Source organism: Nocardioides cremeus, from assembly GCF_030518195.1.
Lineage (GTDB): Bacteria > Actinomycetota > Actinomycetes > Propionibacteriales > Nocardioidaceae > Nocardioides > Nocardioides cremeus.
This window is the reverse complement of record NZ_JAULSC010000001.1, coordinates 288972-304346: the sequence shown is the minus strand read 5'-3', so window position 1 is coordinate 304346 and position 15375 is coordinate 288972. Positions and strand designations below refer to the sequence as shown.

The following is a 15375-nucleotide window of genomic DNA, read 5'->3' as shown; positions in this document are numbered from 1 at the left end:
GTCACGGATCGGGGATGTCCTGGACCGGGAACCCGGTGGGACCCCGGTCATCATCCCGGGCCGACCCACCCCGCCGGGTCTGGGGTGGTAGGTCAGGCTGGAGGGCATGGTCGAGCAGCGGGAGCCCCCGCGCGCAGCGGACGCCCTCGCCCCCTGGTCGGGCGGCGACGGCGGGGACGAGCCCGACCCCCGGCGCTGGCGGATCTTCGCGGTCTCGCTGGTCGTCGGGTTCATGGCGCTGCTCGACGTCACCATCGTCAACGTGGCGATCCCCTCCATCCAGGAGGGCCTCGACACCTCGACCGGCACCGTGCAGTGGGTGGTCTCGGGCTACGCGCTGAGCTTCGGCCTGGTGCTGGTCACCGGCGGCCGGCTGGGCGACGCCTACGGACGCAGGCTGCTGCTGCTGGTGGGGCTCGGGCTCTTCGTGGTCACCAGCGCGGCCGTCGGCCTGGCGCCCAACGTCGAGCTGGTGATCCTGGCCCGGCTGCTGCAGGGTGCGGCCGCAGGGCTGCTGACACCCCAGAACTCGGGCCTGATCCAGGAGCTCTTCTCCGGTCGCGAACGAGGACGCGCCTTCGGGATCTTCGGGCTCACGGTCTCGGTCTCCGCGGCCCTGGGCCCCGTGCTGGGCGGACTGATCATCGCGCTCTTCGGCGAGGAGGACGGCTGGCGCTGGATCTTCCTGGTCAACGTGCCGATCGGGCTGGCGGCGCTGGTGGCGGTGCTGCGGCTGGTGCCGCACACCCGCCCGCGCGAGAGCGGCGAGGCCCGCCCTCGGCTGGACCCGCTCGGCTCGGTGCTGCTGGGCGCGGCCGTGCTGCTGCTGCTCTACCCAGTGGTCCGAGCCGAGAGCGGGAACTACCTCTGGCTGCTGGCGCTGCCGCTGGTGCCGGTGCTGGTCGCGGTCTTCGTCGGCTGGGAGCACCGCGTCGTACGCCGCGGCGGCGCGCCGCTGCTCGACGTCACGCTGCTGCGCCGCACACCCGGCTTCGCCAACGGCATCGCGGTCGGCACCCTCTACTTCACCGGGTTCACCGGCCTGGTGCTGGTGCTCTCGATCCACCTGCAGACCGAGATGGGCCTCGCGCCCCTGACCACCGGGCTGCTGCTCACCGGCTTCGCGCTCGGCTCGGCCGTCTCCGCACCGCTGGCGGGGCGGGTGGTGACCACGGTCGGCCGCCAGCTCAGCGTGGCTGCGCTGGTGACCGTGGTGGGGGCGGTCGTCGCGATGGCGGTGCTGGTGCCCGGCCGCGAGGGCGGAGCGCTGTGGGCGCTGCTGCCGCCGCTGCTGTTCGTCGGCGGTCTCGGCGGCGGCGCGGTGATCTCGCCGAACTTCACGCTGACCCTCGACCAGGTCCCGCCCCGGATGGGCGGGGCCGCCGGGGGCGCGCTGCAGACCGGACAGCGGATCGGCTCGGCCGTGGGCTCGGCGCTCGGGGTCACCGCCTACACGGTGGCGCTGGGGCTGTGGGGGTCGGAGGCCGGCCTGCGGACCGCGTTCCTGGTCTCGGCCGCCCTGGTGGCGCTGGCGCTGGTCGCAGCCGTCGTGGCCCTGCGCGACGAACGCGCCGGCCGCGAGGCGTGAGCCTCACGACCGGCGCGTCCGATGCGGGTGCCGCGGAGCCGGGTCGGCTCAGGAACCGATGGCCTCGAGCATCCGGCGGGCCAGCGGGCCCGAGGAGGCGGGGTTCTGGCCGGTGAAGAGCGAGCGGTCGACGACCACGTTCTCGCTCCACGGCTCTGCCTCCTGGAAGTCGGCGCCCAGGGCGACGAGTCGGTCCTGCAGCAGCCAGGGCGCGCCCTCGGCCAGCCCGGCCTGGGTCTCCTCGGCGTTGGTGAAGCCGGTCAGCTGGTAGCCCGAGAACGGCGAGCCGTCCGCGCCCTCGGTGGCCAGCAGCGCGGCCGGGGCGTGGCACACGATGCCCAGCGGCTTGCCCGACTCGAGGGTCTGCACCAGCAGCCGCGCGGAGTCGGCGTCGCCGGAGAGGTCCTCCATCGGGCCGTGGCCGCCGGGGTAGAAGACCGCGTCGTAGGCGGTGGGGTCGACCAGCTCGAGCGACTCCGGGGAGCGCAGCTGCTCGATGTCGTCGATCGCCTTGCGCAGCGCGTCGGAGTTCTCCTGGCCACCGTTGGCCTCGGCGGCCAGGCTGCCCTCGTCGACGACCGGCGGCACGCCGCCGGGAGTGGCGACGACGACCTGGTGGCCGGCGCCGGTGAAGACCTGGAAGGGCGCGACGAGCTCCTCTGCCCAGTAGCCGGTGGGGTGCTGGGTGCCGTCCTTGAGGGTCCAGTGACGAGCGCCGGTGACGACGAAGAGGATCTTGCTCATGGGGTTGCTCCTTCGATCAGCTGAAGTTGCGTACCCCGTCCCAACGGATGCCCGGGGGTGCCCATTCCGACCCCAGGGGTGAGGCCGGGCAAAAGCTGGGCGCAGGTCGGCTCAGAGGATGGCGCCGGGTGCGTACGCCGCCGCGGCCGGGTGCTGCTCGGCCAGCGCGACCACGCGGCGTACGACGGCCTGGGTCTGGGCCACCGCGGCGCCGGTGAACGCGATCGGCTCGGCGACCAGGCTCTCGAGCTGCTGCTCGGTGAGCCCGAGCCGCTCGTCGGCGGCGAGCTTGGCGAAGACGTCGTTGTCGGCCTGGCCCTGGCGCATCGCCAGCGCCGTGCCCACCGCCGCCTCCTTGATGGCCTCGTGGGCGCTCTCGCGGCCCACCCCGTTGCGCACCGCGGCCATCAGCACCTTGGTGGTGGCCAGGAAGGGCAGGTAGCGGTCGAGTTCGCGCTGGATCACCGCGGGGAAGGCGCCGAACTCGTCGAGCACGGTCAGGAAGGTCTGGAAGAGCCCGTCGACGGCGAAGAATGCGTCGGGCAGCGCCACCCGGCGGACCACGGAGCATGAGACGTCGCCCTCGTTCCACTGGTCGCCGGCGAGCTCGCCGACCATCGAGAGGTAGCCGCGGGTGACGACGGCCAGGCCGTTGACGCGCTCGCAGGAACGCGTGTTCATCTTGTGCGGCATCGCCGAGGAGCCGACCTGGCCCTCCTTGAACCCCTCGGTGACGATCTCGTTCCCGGCCATCAGCCGGATCGTGGTGGCCAGGTTGGAGGGGCCGGCGGTGAGCTGGACGAGCGCGGAGAGCACGTCGAAGTCGAGGCTGCGCGGGTAGACCTGGCCCACGCTGGTCAGCACCCGCTGGAAGCCGAGGTGGCCCGCGACCCGCTGCTCGAGGTCGGCGAGCTTGTCCTCGTCGCCGTCGAGCAGGTCGAGCATGTCCTGCGCGGTGCCCATCGGGCCCTTGATGCCGCGCAGCGGGTAGCGGCCGAGCAGGTCCTCGACCCGCTCGAGGCTGACCAGCATCTCGTCGGCGACGCTGGCGAAGCGCTTGCCCAGCGTGGTGGCCTGCGCGGCGACGTTGTGGGAGCGACCGGCCATCACGGTGGTCTCGTGCTCGGCGGCCAGGCGCCCCAGCCGGGCCAGGGTCGCGATCGCCCGGTCGCGCAGCAGCTCGAGGGACTGCTTGACCTGCAGCTGCTCGACGTTCTCGGTGAGGTCGCGGCTGGTCATGCCCCCATGGATGGACTGCACAGCGATGTGCTCGTGGCTGGCGAGGGCGTTGAACTCCTCGATGCGCGCCTTCACGTCGTGGCGGGTGATCCGCTCGCGCGCGGCGATCGAGCCCAGGTCGACGGCATCGGCCCCCTGCGCGACCACCCGCTCGTACGCCTCGACGACCCCGTCGGGCACCGCGATGCCCAGGTCGCGCTGCGCCTTGAGCACCGCCACCCACAGCTCGCGCTCGAGCACGATCTTGTGCTCGGGCGACCAGATCTGGGCCAGGTCGGCGGCGGCGTAGCGGGTGGCGAGGACGTTCGGCACGGTCACGGCGCCCATTGTCACCGATGCCGGGGCCGCACCCGCACTCGCGGGTCGTGGTCCGGGTCGTGGTCCGGGTCGTGCTCCCGGTCGTGGTCTGGGTCGTGTGCCTGGGGACGCGCCATGGTGCGTCCAGGGACCACGACCCGAGCCACGACCCAAGCCACGACTCAGACCACGACCCGGCTGGGACGCGGAAGGGGGCGGGGGTCAGTCCTCGGCGGCGGCCTGCGCGATGTCGGTGCGGTGCTGGGCGCCGTCGAAGGAGATCGCGTCGACCCCCGCGTACGCCGCCGCACGGGCCGCCGCGAGCGAGTCGCCGGCGCCGACCACGGCCAGCACGCGCCCGCCGGCCGTGACGACCTCGTCATCGGACAGCGCGGTGCCGGCGTGGATGACGTGCACGTCGGGCAGTGTCTCGGCAGCCTCGAGGCCCCTGATGACGTCACCCTTCGACGACGACTCGGGGTAGCCGGCGCTGGCGAGCACCACGCCCACGGCCGCGCCGGGGCGCCACTGCGGAGCGGGCACGTCGGCGAGGGTGCCGGTGGCCGAGCCGAGGAGCAGGGGCGAGAGCGGGGAGTCGAGCAGCGCGAGCAGCGGCTGGGTCTCGGGGTCGCCGAAGCGGGCGTTGAACTCGACGACCCGCACGCCGCGCGAGGTCAGCGCCAGGCCGGCGTAGAGGAGGCCGGTGAAGGGGGTGCCGCGTCGCGCCATCTCCTCGACGGTGGGGCGCAGGACGGTGGCCAGCACCTCGTCGACGAGGCCCTCGGGAGCCCACGGCAGCGGCGTGTAGGCGCCCATGCCGCCGGTGTTGGGGCCCTCGTCACCGTCGCGGATCCGCTTGAAGTCCTGGGCGGGCTGCAGCGGGTGCACGACCGCGCCGTGCTCGTCGTCCCAACCGCAGATCGCGAAGAGCGAGACCTCGGGGCCGTCGAGGAACTCCTCCACGAGCACCCGCTCGCAGCCGGCGGCGTGGGCCAGCGCCTCGTCGCGGTCGGAGGTCACCACGACGCCCTTGCCTGCGGCCAGGCCGTCGTCCTTGACGACGTACGGCGCTCCGTGGGCGTCGAGGGCGGCCGCGACCTCCTCGGCGGTGCTGCAGCTGGTCGCGGCCGCGGTGGGCACGCCGGCGGCGGCCATCACGTCCTTGGCGAAGGCCTTCGAGCCCTCCAGCTGTGCCGCAGCCGCCGAGGGACCGAAGACCGGGATGCCGCGCTCGCGCACGACGTCGGCGACACCGGCCACCAGCGGCGCCTCGGGGCCCACGACCACCAGGTCGGCACCGAGGCGTTCGGCGAGGTCGGCGACCGCGGCGCCGTCCATCGGGTCGACGTCGTGGAGCGCGGCGACCGCGGCGACGCCCGGGTTGCCGGGGGCGCAGTGCACCGCCGCGACGCCCGCGTCGTGGGCCAGGGCCCGCGACAGCGCGTGCTCACGGCCACCGGTGCCGATCACGAGGACGGTCAGGGGGCCGGTCGGCACGGTCGCGGAGGGGGTGCTCACGGGCCCTGATGCTCTCAGATCAGCGGGTGCACGACCACGGTGGCCTCACGGTCCGGACCGACGCCGACCGCGGAGATCCGCGCCCCCGACAGCTCCTCGACCCGGTGCACGTAGTCCTGCGCCGCCTTCGGCAGGTCGTCCATGGTGCGCGCGCCGCTGATGTCCTCGCTCCACCCGGGCAGGTACTCGTAGACCGGCGTCGCGTGGTGGAAGTCGGTCTGGTTGACCGGCATCTCGTCGTGGCGGACCCCGCCGACGTCGTAGGCGACGCAGACCGGGACCTGCTCGAGCCCGGTGAGCACGTCGAGCTTGGTGAGCACGAAGTCGGTGACCCCGTTGACCCGGGCGGCGTAGCGGGCGATCACGGCGTCGTACCAGCCGCAGCGGCGCTGGCGACCGGTCGTGGTGCCGAACTCGGCGCCGACGCTGGCCAGGTGCGCACCGAACTCGTCGAAGAGCTCGGTGGGGAACGGGCCCTCGCCGACGCGGGTCGTGTAGGCCTTGACGATGCCGATGACCTGGTCCATCCGCATCGGCGGGATGCCCGAGCCGGTGCAGGCACCGCCGGCGGTCGCCGAGGAGGAGGTGACGAAGGGGTAGGTGCCGTGGTCGACGTCGAGCAGCGTGGCCTGGCCGGCCTCGAGCAGCACGGTCTCGCCCCGGTCGAGCGCCTGGTTGAGCAGCAGCCCGGTGTCGGCGACCATCGGCCGCAACCGGTCGGCGTACTGCAGCAGCTCCTCGAGGGTCTCGTCGACCGAGGGGGCGCGACGGTTGTAGATCTTGGTCAGCACCTGGCCCTTGAGCTCGAGGGCGCCCTCGATCTTCTGGCGCAGGATCTTCTCGTCGAAGATGTCCTGGACGCGGATGCCGATGCGGTTCATCTTGTCGGCGTAGGTCGGGCCGATGCCGCGCCCGGTCGTGCCCAGGCGGCGCGAGCCGAGGAAGCGCTCGGTGACCTTGTCGACGGTGCGGTTGTAGTCGGCGATGACGTGGGCGCTGGCGCTGACGACCAGCTTGCTGGTGTCGACGCCGCGGGCCTCGAGGCCCTCGATCTCCTGGAAGAGCACGTTGAGGTCGACCACGACGCCGTTGCCGATGACCGGGGTGCAGCCGGGGGTGAGGATGCCGCTGGGCAGCAGGTGCAGGGCGTACTTCTGGTCGCCGATGACGACCGTGTGCCCGGCGTTGTTGCCGCCGTTGAACTTCACGACGTAGTCGACGCGCGAGCCGAGGAGGTCGGTGGCCTTCCCCTTGCCCTCGTCGCCCCACTGGGCACCGATGATGGCGATCGCGGGCATCTGCTCGCTCACTCTCCTCGAGAAATCGAAGAACCCCGGCACAAGCGCACCGGGGCCTCTTGCGGCGCCACGCTACCAAAACCGGGACCGGCCGGCCCTTTCCCCATCCACCGTCCCGGGTGCCGGATAGGGTCACCGGCGATGGAACCCCTGCTCGTCATCAAGAACAGCGACGCGGGCACCGCCGACGAGGAGACGCTCGAGCGGGGCCTCGCGGTCCTGCGCGCCCGGACCTCCGTCGAGGTGGCCGGCACGTCGAACCCCGGCGAGCTCAACGGCGTCCTGCACCGCGCGGGCTCGCGCCGCATCGTGGTCGCGGGGGGTGACGGCAGCCTGCACGCCGTCGTCTCGGCGCTGCACCGGCGCAACGAGCTCGCCGAGCGCACCCTGGCGCTGCTGCCGCTGGGCACCGGCAACGACTTCGCCCGCGGCAACGGCATCCCGCTCGACGTCGAGGAGGCCGCCCGGGTGGTGCTCTCCGGCGAGGCCCGCCCCGTCGACCTCATCGTCGACGAGGTGGGCGAGGTGGTCGTCAACAGCGTGCACGTCGGCGCCGGCGCCCAGGCCAGCCGCCGCGGGTCGCGGTGGAAGGAGCGGCTGGGCTCGGTCGGCTACCAGAAGGTCAACCTCGGCAAGCTCGGCTACCCGGTCGGGGCGGCGCTGGCGGCGTTCCGGCCCCCGTTCGTGCGCCTGCACGTCGAGGTCGACGGCTGCAGCATCGTGGGCTTCGACCAGCCGGTGCTGATGGTCGCGGTCGGCAACGGCTCGAGCGTGGGAGGCGGCACCGACCTGGTGCCCGACGCCGACACCGAGGACCACCGCCTCGACGTGATGATCTCGCGCTCGGTCGGCCCGCTGGCGCGCTTCGGGTACGTCGCCGGGCTGGTGCGCGGGCGCCACCCCGAGCGCGACGACGTGATCTCGCTGCGGGGCAGGGAGGTGTCGGTCTCGGGCGAGGAGTTCTGGTGCGCGGCCGACGGCGAGGTCTACGGCCCCGAGCGGCGCCGCACCTGGCGCCTGGAGCCGGCGGCGTACTCGATGGTGCTGCCGCGACGCCGGCCCTCCTGAGCCCGCGGGCCGGAGGAGCAGCGCTCAGAGCCAGCCGCGGCGCGCGGCCTCGACGCCGGCCTGGAAGCGCGAGTCGGCGCCCAGCTCGGCCAGCAGCTCGGCCACGCGGCGGCGCACGGTGCGCAGGCTGACGCCGAGGCGGCGGGCAATCTGCTCGTCCTGGGCGCCGGAGGCCAGCTGCTCGAGCAGGAACTCGCGCATGTCGGGGACGCTGTCGCGGGCGCCGTCGAGATCGAGGGGCATCGCGCGGTCCCACATCGACTCGAACCACAGCGTCATCGCCTCGACCCAGCCCTGCTGGCGCACCAGGGTGCGCGGCTCGTCCATGAACCCCAGCGGCTCGGGCAGGATCACGTGGGTGGTGCCGATGATGATCATCCGGGTCGGCAGGTCGGGCAGCAGCCTGATCTGCTCCCCCACCTCCGAGCGCAGCCGCAACGTGTCGGGCGCCTCGCTGACCGCGCGCACCGGGTAGATCGCCCGCGACTGCCGCCCGCTGCGGATCGCCTCGCCGACCAGGTGCGCCATCGCGTCCTCCCGCGGCTCGCGGAACTGGTCGGGACGCAGCCAGAGCATGTCGCCGCGGCTCTCGCGGATCAGCGCGGTCAACAGCTCGACGGGCTGGCCGCCCGAGCTGATCTCGCCGTCGATCGGCTCGACGTCGAGGACGTCGATCGGACCGGGGCGCGCGTTGCTGCCGCTGAGGAAGGGGATCGCCTCGGCCACGGCGCTCAGGCGGGCGTGGGCGGCGGCCGCGGACTCCGCCGTCGAGGCCACCATCCGTCCCACCACCTCGACCGGGGATGCCACGAAGAGCCGGGAGTCCTCGAGCGTGACGATGCCCCGCTCGCGCAGCGGCGCCAGGTCGCGCAGCAGCTCCTCGGGGGTCTGCAGCAGCGAGGCCGCCACCCAGACCAGCTCGCGCCCCGACTGCGGCAGGACCCGGTGGTAGGCGCGATCGGCGTTGCGGGAGAAGCCCAGCGCACTGATCACCGAGGGATAGCTCGACCGCACCATCGAGCCAGCGTACTGGCAACTTGCTGCCAGCGACAGGTACGCCGCGACTGGCAGGCACCGGTCAGGACACAATCGTCCCCAGCGGTGCCCCGCCGTCCTCGGTCGGGGTCCGGGGCCTCACGACATCGGGGGATGACGTCGCTCCGACCACCGCACGAAGAGGCGCCGGGGCTGCCACAGGGGACGGCTCCGGCGCTCTCTGCGTAGGGCGCCGGCAGGCCTCGGGTAGCGTTGCCGCGCCACAGCACCCACGACGCAGGAGCTCCCCACCCCATGGCACGAGGCGGCGACGCACGCGGCACCGACCGGTCCGAGACCACCGCTCCCACCGACTGGGTCACCCGGGCCGCGGACGACGCGATCCGCCACGCCGGCGGCGAGGAGGCGGTGCGCGCCGAGGGCCGCACCATCACCTGCGCCTCGGGCGCCAGCCCGTCGGGACCGGTCCACCTGGGCAACCTGCGCGAGTTCCTGACCGTGCACTTCGTGGCCGAGGAGATCCGCCGGCGCGACCTGCCGGTGCGCCACCTGCACAGCTGGGACGACTACGACCGCTTCCGCAAGGTCCCCGCCGGGGTCGACCCCTCCTGGGCCGACCACATCGGGCGCCCGCTCTCGGCGGTGCCCGACCCGTGGGAGTGCCACGCCTCGTGGGCCGAGCACTTCAAGGAGCCGCTGGTCGCCAGCCTGCACGCCATGGGCGTGGAGATGGAGGAGGTCTCCCAGACCGAGGCCTACCGCCGCGGCGACTACGTCGAGCAGGTGCTGCAGGCGGTTGCGCACCGCGACCGGATCGAGACCATCCTGGGCCGCTACCGCACCAAGGCCGCCCCGGTCGCGGAGTCCGAGCAGGAGGCCGCCGCCCTGGCCGACTCGGTGCTCGAGGACGACGAGGCCAGCGGCGCCGACGACGGCAACGGGGCCGGCGACCTCGCCCGGTTCCCCTACAAGCCCTACTGCCGCGAGTGCGGCCGTGACACGACCACCGCGACGGCCTACGACGACGAGAGCGCCGACCTCTCCTACGCCTGCACCTCCTGCGGCTTCGAGGGCACCACCAACCTGCGCACCGACCACGAGGGCAAGCTGGTGTGGAAGGTCGACTGGCCGATGCGCTGGTCGGTCGAGGGCGTCGACTTCGAGCCGGGCGGGGTCGACCACGCCAGCCCCGGGTCGTCGTACACCGTGGGCAAGGAGGTCGTGAAGGCCGTGTACGGCGCCCGCGCGCCGTCGTTCGTCGGCTACTCGTTCGTCGGGGCCGGCGGCCAGGTGAAGATGTCGTCCTCGCGCGGGGGCGTGCCGACCGCGGCCGACGCCCTGCAGATCCTCGAGGCGCCCGTGCTGCGCTGGCTCTACGTGCGCCGCCAGCCCAAGCAGGCCTTCAACGTCGACTTCGGCCCCGAGGTGGTGCGCCTCTACGACGAGTGGGACTCCCTGGCCCGCAAGGCCGCCGACCCGGCCAAGCGCGACGCGCAGGTGCTGGCCTACGAGCGCGCCTCGGCCACCGCCGCCGCCGGCACCCTGCCCACCCCACCGGTCGTGGTGCCGTTCCGGCTGCTGTCGTCGGTGGCCGACGTGACCGCCGGCAGCGCCGAGATGGTCAGCCGCATCGTCGGCGACGTGGGCCACGAGCACGACTCGGTCGCCGACCTCGAGCCGCGGCTGAGCCGGGCGATGACCTGGATGTCGGAGTACGTGCCGGAGTCCGAGCGCACCACGGTGCGCTCGGAGCCCGACACCGCGCGGCTCGCCGTGCTCGACGAGGACGAGGAGCTGTGGCTTCGCCACCTGCTCGACCGGCTGCCCGAGCGCCTCGAGCTCGACGAGACGACCGCGCTGATCTACGGCGTGCCCAAGCTGGCACGCGGGCTGGGCCTCGACGACGCCCCCACCGACGAGGTGAAGGCCGACCAGAAGGCGTTCTTCCGGCTGCTCTACCAGCTGCTCGTCGACGCCGAGCGCGGCCCGCGCCTGCCCACGCTGTTCCTCGCGCTGGGCGCCGAGAAGGTGCGCAGCCTGCTCACCCCCTGAACGACGAACGCCGAGCCGGCTCGTTCGAACGAGCCGGCTCGGCGTCAGGGGCCGGGTGGCCTCAGGCGTCGGCGACCAGCTCGTCGTACGCCGTCTGGCTGGAGTCGCGCAGGAAGTCGCGGCAGCGCTCCCACTCGTCGGTCTCACCGATGCTGCGGGCGGCCAGCGCGAGCAGCGCCAGGCACATCAGGAAGCCGCGGTTGGGCTCGTGCTCCCACGGAACCGGCCCGTGGCCCTTCCAGCCGTTGCGGCGCAGCATGTCGAGGCTGCGGTGGTAGCCGACGCGGGCGTAGGCGTAGACGGTGATCGCGTCCTCCTGCGCCTCGGCGGCCGCGCCGGCGAGCGCGGCCCACGCGAAGGGCGAGGCCGGGTGCGTGCGCGCCACGTCCATGCGGTCGCCGCCGTCGGCGAGCAGCGCCTGGGCGGGGTCCTCGGGGAGGTGGGTGGGGGGCGGTCCGGCCATCAGGTCCTGTCCGATGTTCATGCTGGCATCGTGCCACCCACCTCCCCCGGGGCCTCAGCCCAGGGTGCGGCCCGCGGAGCGCAGGTTCTCGCAGGCCTCGACGACCCGGGCGGCCATGCCGGCCTCGGCGGCCTTGCCCCAGGCCCGGGGGTCGTACTGCTTCTTGTTGCCGACCTCGCCGTCGACCTTCAGCACCCCGTCGTAGTTGCGCAGCACGTGCTCGGCAACCGGGCGGGTGAAGGCGTACTGGGTGTCGGTGTCGACGTTCATCTTCACCACGCCGTAGTCGACCGCCTCGGCGATCTCCTCGGCGCTCGAGCCGGAGCCGCCGTGGAAGACCAGGTGGAAGGGCTTGGAGCCGGGCTCCAGGCCGAACTCGCCGACGACGGCCTCCTGGGCGTCCTTGAGGACGCTGGGGCGCAGCTTGACGTTGCCGGGCTTGTAGACGCCGTGCACGTTGCCGAAGGTCAGGGCGGTCATGTAGTAGCCGCGCTCGCCGTGGCCCAGCGCCTTGGCGGTGGCGATGGCGTCCTCGCGGGTGGAGTAGAGCTTGTCGTTGATGGCGTTCTCGACGCCGTCCTCCTCGCCGCCGACCACGCCGACCTCGATCTCGAGGATGATCTTGGCCTCGATGCACCGCTCGAGCAGCTCGGCGGCGATGGAGAGGTTCTCCTCCAGCGGCACGGCCGAGCCGTCCCACATGTGCGACTGGAACAGCGGCGCCTCGCCGCGCTGCACCCGCTCGCGCGAGATCTCCAGCAGCGGCCGCACGAAGCCGTCGAGCTTGTCCTGGGGGCAGTGGTCGGTGTGCAGCGCGATGTTGACCGGGTAGTTCTTGGCGACCTCGGCGGCGTACGCCGCGAAGGCGACCGAGCCGGTGACCATGTCCTTGACGCTGGGCCCGGAGAGGTACTCCGCGCCGCCGGTCGAGACCTGGATGATGCCGTCGGAGCCGGCGTCGGCGAAGCCCTTGAGGGCGGCGTTGAGGGTCTGCGACGACGACACGTTGATGGCGGGGAAGGCGTAGCCGCCGGCCTTGGCGGCGTCCAGCATCTCGGCGTACTTCTCGGGCGTTGCGATCGGCACTGCAGGCTCCTGGGTCACGGACGTGGGTGGGTCGCTCCAGCCTAGTGGAGCCCGGCCCCGGGCGTCCCGGGCCGCCGGGCGGGTGTGCCCGCGCGGCGTACGCTCCGAGGATGGAGCGGCGCACGAGCTGGGGCAGCACCACGCGCGCCAGCCGGGTGCGCCTGGACGCCGAGCACGCGTGGGCCCTGGTGGCCTCGGCCCGCACCGGCCCGCAGTGGTACGTCGACGCCGCGCCCTTCGTCTTCCGCGGCGCCGTCGACCGGGTGGCCCTGGGCCGCGGGCGCCGCTGGCCGGTGCCCGACCGACCGGTGCTGCGCCCCGGTGACACCGCCGGGTTCTGGCGGGTGCTGGAGGCGGGTCCGGCCGAGGACGGGCACCACCTGCTCCTCGAGGCGGCGGTGCGCGCACCGGGCACGGTGCGGCTGAGCACCCTGGTCACGCCCGAGGGCCCCCGCTGCTGCCGGGTCGCCCAGACGGTGACGTTCACGCCCTCGGGCCTGCTGGGCCGGGCCTACCTGCTCACCGACGTGCTCGCGCGCGAGACGCTGATGGAGCTGGTGCACCGACGGGTCCTGCGCGACCTCGGGCGCGCCGCCGCCTGATCCAGAGATCGGCGGGGCACCATGACAACCGATCGGCCACGAGATCCGTAGACAGGGCATGGACGAGCACACGAGCAACGAGCGCGACCTCTCCCGCCGCTTCGACGCCTCCTTCGGCGACGGGCCTCCTGGCGCGCCGGTCGACGAGGTCGTCGCGGCCGGGCGCGGAGCGCTGCGCCGGCGCCGTGCCGCGACCTGGGGCGGCGCCCTGGCCGTGCTGGCCGTCGTCGGGCTCGGGGGCGTGCTGGCCCAGACCGGCGCCCCGGGCGGGGACGAGCTGGTCGCCGGTGGGGCGAGCGACTCCGCGTCGGCCGAGCCCAGTGAGCCCGGTGAGCCCAACGACGAACCCACCGCAGAGCCCACCGCCGAGACCGAGCCGCCGTCGTACTCCACCGACGCGCCCGCGTCGTGGGGCAAGGGCCAGCTCGCCGGGTACGTCGACGACGAGGTCGTGGTGCGCGAGGGGCTGACGGTGACCGAGGTGGCGCAGGACCCGCTGGGCCTCGAGCCAGCCGTCTCCTCCACCGCCCTGGCGATCGAGGAGACCGACGGCAAGCGGTCGTGGCGCTACCTGCTGTGGACCGACGGCGAGACACCGCGCCACGCCCAGGAGAGCTCGACCGTGCCGGCGTGGAGCTTCGAGGAGTGGCTCGAGGCGTACGCCGTCGACACGGTCGAGGCCATCGGGCGCGACCTGGTCACCTTCGGGCCGGGCCAGACCCTCGAGGCCGGCGCAGGCACCACGATCCTCGAGCAGCGCCCCGACCCCGACCTGCCGGCGCCCTTCGCCCCGGCCTCGGCCCGCACCGCCGTGGCCCAGGTCGAGCGCGACGGGCTGACCTGGTTCGTGCTGGCCCGCGAGCTCGAGGGCGAGCGCGACTACGTCGCCACGCCGCTGTCCGCGCAGACCGGTGACGACATCGACTCGTTCCTCGAGCTGGCCACCGAGCGCTACGCCGACCAGGGTGGCGCGGGCGTGCAGTGAGCCGCGACAGCGAGTTCAGCGCCTTCGTGGCCGCCCGGCGCACCCACCTGCGCCGGGTGGCCTACGCGTGCTGCGGCGACTGGCACCGCGCCGAGGACCTCGTGCAGACCTCGCTGGTCAAGCTGTACGTCGCGTGGCCGCGGCTGCACCGCGACGGGCGCGAGGAGGCCTACGCACGGCGCATCATCGTGCGCGCCGACGTCGACGAGCGCCGGCGGCCCTGGCGGCGCGAGGTCCCCTCGTCGCAGGCCGGCGAGACGCTGCACGGCGCCGCCGACCCCACCGCCGCCAGCGGCCCGGGGCTGGAGGAGCGCGACGAGCTCTTCGCCGCGGTGCAGGCGCTGCCGGAGCAGCAGCGCAAGGTGGTCGTGCTGCGGCACTGGCTGGGCCTCTCGGTCGCGGAGACGGCCGAGGAGCTCGGCATCTCCGAGGGCACCGTGAAGAGCCACTCCTCGCGTGGTCTCGCCGCGCTGCAGCGCACCCTGACCACGACCGACTGACCGGCGCCCGACCCGGCGCCCGACCCCGGGTCTCGCGCCCGGTCGGCGAAGCGGCGCCGGCGGTGACGACGCCCTACGATGCGCTCGCGCCGGACCACGGCGTCCTGCCTGCACCTGTCGAAAGGTCCGTCGTGCTCCGCCCTGCCCGCGCACTCGTCGTCGCGCTCTCCCTGTCCCTGCTCGTGCTGGCTCCCGCCACGGCCTCCGCCACCGGGACCACGACCGAGCCGGCTGAGCCGGCCGGGGACCCGATGGCCGGCGCCCCGGCGGTCGGCACCTGCTACCAGCTCACCCACGACGAGCTGATGGCCGTGTCCACCCCGGCCGAGCCGGTCGACTGCACCAGCCGGCACACCGCCCAGGTCCTCGCCGTGCTCACCCTGCCCGACGGTCTCGACTGGGACAGCTCGCCGGCCCGCCTGGACCGGCTGACGCAGAAGGCCTGCAGCCCGGCGCACAGCGAGGTCGTCAAGGACGACCCGCGGGTGCACGCCCGCACGTTGGTCCAGTTCTCGTACTTCTACCCCGACGCCGCCGAGCAGGAGGCCGGCGCGCGCTGGTTCCGCTGCGACGTGTCGCTGCGGACCGGTGACACGCTGCTGCGGCTTCCCGAGGAGCTGCCCCGGGTGCGCCGGGCGGCGGCCATCGACGACACGGTCGGTCGATGCGTGACCAGGAAGTACACCTACACCGCCTGCTCGACCAGTCACCGCTACGTCCACGCCGCAGCCATCGTGGTCGACGGGGTCCGGCCCCGCAGCGCGGAGCGCGTCCTGGCCGAGGTGGCCCACCGCCGCTGTCCCCGCCGTACCACCGGTCGAGCCTGGATCTGGTCGGCGGCCCCGACCGGCACGCGTCGCGAGCACGTCGTCGTCTGCTACCAGCGGGGCTGATCACCCGATCGGGCACGCATGCCGCCGGCGGCGTCGGGGTACCGCG

Annotated in this window: 14 protein-coding genes; 7 read left to right on the top strand and 7 right to left on the bottom strand. The window is 73.6% G+C overall.

Annotated elements, in window-relative coordinates:
- The first annotated feature begins 106 nt into the window (after positions 1–106).
- Entirely contained in the window at positions 107–1588 is a 1482-nt protein-coding gene (locus QWJ41_RS01430) for an MFS transporter (RefSeq protein WP_302705355.1), read from the top strand.
- A 48-nt stretch (positions 1589–1636) separates the two neighbouring features.
- Here the strand turns inward: QWJ41_RS01430 and QWJ41_RS01425 are convergent, their stop codons facing one another.
- The 4 genes from QWJ41_RS01425 to QWJ41_RS01410 form a co-directional block, all read right to left on the bottom strand.
- Positions 1637–2332 carry a type 1 glutamine amidotransferase domain-containing protein gene (locus QWJ41_RS01425; RefSeq protein WP_302705354.1) on the bottom strand — a complete coding sequence of 232 codons (696 nt, stop codon included), beginning with the start codon at positions 2330–2332 and terminating at the stop codon, positions 1637–1639.
- A 111-nt stretch (positions 2333–2443) separates the two neighbouring features.
- The gene (purB, locus tag QWJ41_RS01420; protein WP_439117292.1) at positions 2444–3889 is read right to left on the bottom strand and encodes an adenylosuccinate lyase; all 1446 of its coding nucleotides are present in this window, start codon (positions 3887–3889) and stop codon (positions 2444–2446) included.
- Between the two features lie 201 nt (positions 3890–4090).
- Entirely contained in the window at positions 4091–5350 is a 1260-nt protein-coding gene (gene purD / locus QWJ41_RS01415; protein ID WP_302705669.1) for a phosphoribosylamine--glycine ligase, read from the bottom strand.
- A gap of 50 nt (positions 5351–5400) precedes the next feature.
- Positions 5401–6696 carry an adenylosuccinate synthase gene (locus tag QWJ41_RS01410; RefSeq protein WP_439117291.1) on the bottom strand — a complete coding sequence of 432 codons (1296 nt, stop codon included), beginning with the start codon at positions 6694–6696 and terminating at the stop codon, positions 5401–5403.
- A gap of 129 nt (positions 6697–6825) precedes the next feature.
- Between QWJ41_RS01410 and QWJ41_RS01405 the strand changes: the two genes are divergently transcribed.
- The gene (locus QWJ41_RS01405) at positions 6826–7752 is read left to right on the top strand and encodes a diacylglycerol/lipid kinase family protein (RefSeq protein ID WP_302705351.1); all 927 of its coding nucleotides are present in this window, start codon (positions 6826–6828) and stop codon (positions 7750–7752) included.
- A 24-nt stretch (positions 7753–7776) separates the two neighbouring features.
- On the opposite strand, the gene QWJ41_RS01400 is transcribed toward QWJ41_RS01405, so the two are convergent.
- On the bottom strand, positions 7777–8769 hold the full coding sequence (locus tag QWJ41_RS01400; protein ID WP_302705350.1) for a helix-turn-helix domain-containing protein: 993 nt from the start codon (positions 8767–8769) through the stop codon (positions 7777–7779).
- 273 nt (positions 8770–9042) lie between these two features.
- Between QWJ41_RS01400 and lysS the strand changes: the two genes are divergently transcribed.
- Complete coding sequence (lysS, locus tag QWJ41_RS01395) at positions 9043–10800, top strand: lysine--tRNA ligase (RefSeq protein WP_302705349.1); 1758 nt, start codon at positions 9043–9045, stop codon at positions 10798–10800.
- Between the two features lie 61 nt (positions 10801–10861).
- Here lysS and QWJ41_RS01390 read toward each other — a convergent pair whose 3' ends face one another.
- Positions 10862–11284: a DUF3151 domain-containing protein gene (locus QWJ41_RS01390; protein ID WP_302705348.1), complete on the bottom strand. Its 423-nt coding sequence runs from the start codon at positions 11282–11284 to the stop codon at positions 10862–10864.
- 33 nt (positions 11285–11317) lie between these two features.
- Positions 11318–12349: a class II fructose-bisphosphate aldolase gene (fbaA, locus tag QWJ41_RS01385; RefSeq protein ID WP_302705347.1), complete on the bottom strand. Its 1032-nt coding sequence runs from the start codon at positions 12347–12349 to the stop codon at positions 11318–11320.
- Between the two features lie 110 nt (positions 12350–12459).
- Between fbaA and QWJ41_RS01380 the strand changes: the two genes are divergently transcribed.
- The 4 genes from QWJ41_RS01380 (at position 12460) to QWJ41_RS01365 (ending at position 15329) form a co-directional block, all read left to right on the top strand.
- Positions 12460–12951: a DUF2867 domain-containing protein gene (locus QWJ41_RS01380; protein ID WP_302705346.1), complete on the top strand. Its 492-nt coding sequence runs from the start codon at positions 12460–12462 to the stop codon at positions 12949–12951.
- Positions 12952–13009: 58 nt separating this feature from the next.
- Positions 13010–13936: a hypothetical protein gene (locus QWJ41_RS01375; protein WP_302705344.1), complete on the top strand. Its 927-nt coding sequence runs from the start codon at positions 13010–13012 to the stop codon at positions 13934–13936.
- Positions 13933–14436 carry a SigE family RNA polymerase sigma factor gene (locus tag QWJ41_RS01370; protein WP_302705343.1) on the top strand — a complete coding sequence of 168 codons (504 nt, stop codon included), beginning with the start codon at positions 13933–13935 and terminating at the stop codon, positions 14434–14436. The genes QWJ41_RS01375 and QWJ41_RS01370 overlap by 4 nt, the downstream gene beginning before the upstream one ends.
- Before the next feature lie 131 nt (positions 14437–14567).
- Entirely contained in the window at positions 14568–15329 is a 762-nt protein-coding gene (locus QWJ41_RS01365) for a septum formation family protein (RefSeq protein WP_302705342.1), read from the top strand.
- Positions 15330–15375 lie beyond the last annotated feature (46 nt).

Coding starts and splice junctions, on each gene's coding strand:
- QWJ41_RS01400 (WP_302705350.1), bottom strand. CDS start 8,769: ATGGTGCGGTCGAGCTATCCCTCGGTGATCAGTGCGCTGGGCTTCTCC.
- QWJ41_RS01405 (WP_302705351.1), top strand. CDS start 6,826: ATGGAACCCCTGCTCGTCATCAAGAACAGCGACGCGGGCACCGCCGAC.
- lysS (WP_302705349.1), top strand. CDS start 9,043: ATGGCACGAGGCGGCGACGCACGCGGCACCGACCGGTCCGAGACCACC.
- QWJ41_RS01390 (WP_302705348.1), bottom strand. CDS start 11,284: ATGAACATCGGACAGGACCTGATGGCCGGACCGCCCCCCACCCACCTC.
- QWJ41_RS01380 (WP_302705346.1), top strand. CDS start 12,460: ATGGAGCGGCGCACGAGCTGGGGCAGCACCACGCGCGCCAGCCGGGTG.
- QWJ41_RS01375 (WP_302705344.1), top strand. CDS start 13,010: ATGGACGAGCACACGAGCAACGAGCGCGACCTCTCCCGCCGCTTCGAC.
- QWJ41_RS01430 (WP_302705355.1), top strand. CDS start 107: ATGGTCGAGCAGCGGGAGCCCCCGCGCGCAGCGGACGCCCTCGCCCCC.
- QWJ41_RS01425 (WP_302705354.1), bottom strand. CDS start 2,332: ATGAGCAAGATCCTCTTCGTCGTCACCGGCGCTCGTCACTGGACCCTC.